Here is a 5,010-nt window from a genome sequence, read left to right on the forward strand (position 1 = left end):
GGAAGGGGGATGCCAGTGTCGACGCGGCTTTGCCTGCATTTTTTCAGCAAGGCCCGCTGTTTTTCTGCAAGGGGTTGCAAAAAAGCCCGGCCTTCGCCGGGCTTTTCGCTTTATCTTGCCGTCAAACGGTTCAGGCCGACTTCTTCTTGTCGTCGTCCTCGTCGATTTCCTCGAAATCGGCGTCGACAACGTCACTGTCCTTGGCGGCGTCCGCCTTGGCGTCGGCTTCCGCCGCTTCCTTCTGCGAAGCCTCGTACATGGCCTGGCCAAGCTTCATCGAAGCCTCGGCAAGCGCCTGGCTCTTGGCTTCGATGTCGGCCGGGTCGTCGCCTTCGGTCGCGGTCTTAAGCGCCGCGATCGCGTCGGAGATCGCCGTGCGCTCGCCTTCCGAAACCTTGTCGCCATATTCCTTCAGTGACTTCTCCGAGGAATGCAGCAGCGCTTCGGCCTGGTTGCGGGCCTCGACCAGCGCCCGCCGCTTCTTGTCGGTCTCGGCATTGGCCTCGGCGTCCTTGACCATCTTCTCGATGTCGGCGTCCGAAAGACCGCCCGATGCCTGGATGCGGATCTGGTGTTCCTTGCCGGTGCCCTTGTCCTTGGCCGAAACGTTGACGATGCCGTTGGCGTCGATGTCGAAGGTGACCTCGATCTGCGGCACGCCGCGCGGCGCCGGCGGGATGCCGACCAGGTCGAACTGGCCGAGCGCCTTGTTGTCGGCGGCCATTTCGCGCTCACCCTGGAAGACCCGGATGGTCACGGCCGACTGTGAGTCCTCGGCCGTCGAGAACACCTGGCTCTTCTTGGTCGGGATCGTCGTGTTGCGCTCGATCAGGCGGGTGAACACGCCGCCCAGCGTCTCGATGCCGAGCGACAGCGGCGTCACATCGAGCAACAGCACGTCCTTGACGTCGCCCTGCAGCACGCCAGCCTGGATGGCGGCGCCGAGAGCAACGACTTCATCCGGATTGACGCCCTTGTGCGGCTCCTTGCCGAAGAACTGCTTCACGATCTCCTGGATCTTGGGCATGCGGGTCATGCCGCCGACCAGGACGACTTCGTCGATCTCGCCGGCCTTCAGGCCGGCATCCTTCAATGCCGCCTTGCAAGGGGCAATCGTGCGCTGGACCAGGTCGTCGACCAGCTGCTCGAACTTGGCGCGCGTCAGCTTCAGCGTCAGGTGCTTCGGCCCGGTCGCGTCGGCGGTGATGAAGGGCAGGTTGATTTCGGTCTGGGTGGTCGACGACAGCTCGATCTTGGCCTTTTCAGCCGCCTCCTTGAGGCGCTGCAGGGCAAGCTTGTCGTTCTTCAGGTCGATGCCCTGTTCCTTCTTGAACTCGGCCGCCAGATATTCGACCAGGCGCATGTCGAAATCCTCGCCGCCGAGGAAAGTGTCGCCATTGGTCGACTTGACCTCGAACACGCCGTCGCCGATTTCGAGCACCGAAATGTCGAACGTGCCGCCGCCAAGGTCATAGACGGCAATGGTCTTGCCTTCCTTTTTGTCGAGGCCATAGGCAAGCGCTGCCGCGGTCGGCTCGTTGATGATGCGCAGCACTTCAAGGCCGGCGATCTTGCCGGCGTCCTTGGTCGCCTGGCGCTGGGCGTCGTTGAAATAGGCTGGAACGGTGATGACCGCCTTCTCGACCTTCTCGCCGAGATAGGCTTCCGCCGTCTCCTTCATCTTCTGCAGGATCATGGCCGAGATCTGCGAGGGCGACTGCTTCCTGCCGCCGGCCTCGACCCAGGCATCGCCATTGTCGCCCTTGACGATCTTGTAGGGGACAAGCTTCTTGTCCTTCTCGGTCACCGGATCGTCATAGCGGCGGCCGATCAGGCGCTTGACCGCGAAGATGGTGTTTTCAGGATTGGTGACCGCCTGGCGCTTGGCCGGCTGGCCGACCAGACGTTCGTCGTCGCCCGAAATGGCGACGATGGAAGGCGTCGTGCGCGCGCCTTCCGCATTCTCGATCACCTTGGGCTCCTTGCCATCCATGATGGCGATACACGAGTTGGTGGTGCCGAGATCGATACCGATTACTTTTGCCATTTTTCTAGTCTCTCCGCTAAGCAGGCTATCAGGACCCGTACAGGCGTTCCGACGAAAGCCCCTGTTCACAAGAAATCCCGTTCCGGCAACCGGCATTCCGGCGCCGAACGGCTTGGCGCGTATATAAGAACAGGCGGCATCGCGCGCAAGCATTCTGCGCAAGGCTTCCATGAACCTTTCCACCTCCGCCTGCGACTGATCTCCAGGTGCCGCATGGTGCGGCCCGGAAAGGAAGCCCCCATGACCAATAACCCAGAGACTCCCAGGTCTCCGGGAACAACAGGAGCTCGGCGCGACCACCGCCTTCGGGACGAGGTCGATGCGCTGGGCTTTCCGTTGATTCCGTTGACCCTGCGTAAGAGCAGGCGTATCGTCATCTTGAGGAAAGCAGACAATTCGATCAGGGAAGAACGAGCCGGACCGCCGCGCCTTGCCCTGATTTGCGCGGCCAGACCCGACGTTCTCCCGTCGACTACGGGGGGTAGTGTCATGTCTCGCATCCGCGGCTCGTTCGTGTCGTCTCTTGCTGGCGGCTTGCGCCGCGCTGTGCATCCAGGCGGGTTGCTGGCACTCGGCCTGTGGCTGGGCGCCGCGCAGGCGCAGGAAACCCGGATCATCTATCCCGGTTCGATGGCGGTGACCGGATTTTCCGGCACCATCATTCCCAATTTCGACCCCCCTGATTCCGAAAAAGAGGGACTGCCGCCCGGCGTCGATCCGGTCGACGAAACCTTCATCGACACCACGCGCGCCACCTTGCGCGTCTTCGACGTCTCGCAACTGGGCGGACCAGCCACCGGCCAGCTCGTCAACACGCCACCGCCCTTCGAGGTGACGGCGGAGCAGGTCGGCCAGGTGTTCGGCGTCACCTACGATGACGGCGTGCGCGACGGCGTTCCGACGGGCATTCCCAATCTCTATGCCGGCGCCACCTCGCTGCACGGCATCCGTATCGTCACCCCGGACGCCGACGATGACGGCCGCCCCGAGCGGCAGCGCCGCGGCGCTGCCGGCGCCATCTTCATGGATGGCCAGTTCGGCACCGAAAACGGCGGCGGGCCGGGCACCGTCTGGAAGATCGACGGCATCACCGGCCAGGTCTCCAAATTCGCCGACATCGACACCAACAGCGGTCCCGGCATCGGCAATCTCACTTTCGACGCCACTCATCGCGAGTTCTTCGCGTCCGATCTCGATACCGGCCTGATCCATCGCATCGATGCCGAAGGCAGGCTGATCGACAGCTTCGATCACGGCGTTGCCGGCCGTCCCGCGCATGGGCTTGCTCCAGTCGCCGACGACGGTTCGGTGATGGACATAAAGGGAGCGACCTTCGACAGCGAAGACCCCGACAGCTGGGGCTACACGCAGGACGAGCGCCGCGTCTGGGGCGTCTCCTACCATGGCGGCCGGCTCTACTACTCGGTCGGCGAAAAGTCGGAAATCTGGTCGGTGGGCATCGCCCGCGACGGCAGTTTTGTCGGCGACCCGCGCTGGGAACTGACGGTCAGGGCCGACAAGGACTACGCCGTCACCGACATCGCCTTCGACAATAGCGGCTTCATGTACCTGGCCCAGCGCGGCCCAGTCGAAAACCGCTACGATTACAGCCAATTCGCCGATTCCGGCAAAGGCGAGGTCATCCGCTACTTCCGAGAGAACCCGGACGATCCGGAGACGGAATCGGTCTGGGTCGAAGTGCCGCAGGAATATGCGGTCGGTTTCCCGCAGGGCAACCGGCAGGCCGCCGGCGGTCTCGACCTGCAATATGGTTATGATTCCGACGGCAATCTCGACACATCGGTCTGCACGCAGACGCTGGTCAAGTCAGGCGACAAGCTGCGCGACAATCCTTCACTCGCCGAACAGCTCGCCGCCGGTGGGCCGCTGGCCGTGCATGGCGTCCAGATCACGCCGAAAGAGCTGGTCAAGCCGGCCAACGTGCCGCCCTTCGGCTCCTGGTTCGTCGACTTCGACGGTTATTTTGAAGATCCGGAGGTCGAGGGCCATGTCGGCGACGTTGCCGTCTGGCATCCTTGCGAGGGCCGCGCCGGCTATTACGAGGAAATCCCGGGCGGCTACCTGCCCCCCTTCTACCCGCCGGATTTCCCACCACCCGGCAACCTGCCTCCGTGCATCGATGTCGAGGATATCAGGTATTACTGTACGCCTCGCGGCCTCCAGGCCGATCTCTATCTCCATGACCACGCCGGCTTCGGCGGCGATTCGATCAAGGCCCAACCTTCGAATGAGACAAAGTCCAGGACGCCAGGCGTCGGGGTGACATCATCCCAGTCGCATGCGCCCGGCAAGCCTTACACGGTCGACATCACCGGCCACTATCCGGGCGACAGAGTGGATGTTGGACTTTGCTTCTACAGGAAGTCCGACAAGGACAAGGGTGGCTACTACCCTTGCTGCAAGATGATCTTGCCGCTCCGAACCCCAGCCGTCAGCTGCGAACGTTGAGGAGGGGAAGATGAAAAATCTCGCACTCTCCCCGCTCACGACGAGCTCGCAATCCACAGTCATGGAGACGATCATGAAACCCCTGTCATACGCCAGGCGCGGCGCGCGCTGGCTGATGGCGGCCGGTATCGCGGTCGCCATGTTCACCCCTGTGGCAAGCCACGCGGAAGACGCCGCCCCGATCACCCCGGAACTGAGGCTCGATCTCGACAATTCGAAGATCGTCAATCCGAGGCCGGAGCGGGCGGTGCCCTTCTTCACCAAGAAAGGCACCCAGCGGAGCTGCGACTATGTCGTCTACTCCCTGAGCTTTGGCCTGCGCGGCGATGCGCAAGCCTTCGCCGACCTGACAGCCTTGCTGAAAACGCTCAAGATCGAGTTCAAGGACCAGCTTCCACACGGCCTTTCGATCGTCAGCGCGAATGTGTCGGGCGACGGCACGGACGCTTCGGGCGGACCATTGCCCGGCGTTTCGATCAGCACCTCGGCCGGTC

The 5,010-nt window shown here is 62.9% G+C and carries 2 protein-coding genes and 1 pseudogene; 2 read left to right on the top strand and 1 reads right to left on the bottom strand.

All coding sequences use genetic code 11. The annotated features are described in order from the left end of the window. Positions 1–130: 130 nt before the first annotated feature. Positions 131–2,047, bottom strand: coding sequence for a molecular chaperone DnaK (dnaK, locus tag EN750_RS18200; protein ID WP_023810872.1), 1,917 nt, complete (start codon positions 2,045–2,047; stop codon positions 131–133). A gap of 213 nt (positions 2,048–2,260) precedes the next feature. Here dnaK and EN750_RS18205 point away from each other — a divergent pair, with 213 nt between their 5' ends. Continuing rightward, the gene (locus tag EN750_RS18205) at positions 2,261–4,516 is read left to right on the top strand and encodes a hypothetical protein (RefSeq protein ID WP_189526292.1); all 2,256 of its coding nucleotides are present in this window, start codon (positions 2,261–2,263) and stop codon (positions 4,514–4,516) included. A gap of 10 nt (positions 4,517–4,526) precedes the next feature. Beyond that, positions 4,527–5,010: pseudogene (locus EN750_RS18210) on the top strand (hypothetical protein); the annotation flags it as partial.

The organism is Mesorhizobium sp. M7A.F.Ca.ET.027.03.2.1, assembly GCF_003999175.1.
Classification (GTDB): Bacteria; Pseudomonadota; Alphaproteobacteria; order Rhizobiales; family Rhizobiaceae; genus Mesorhizobium.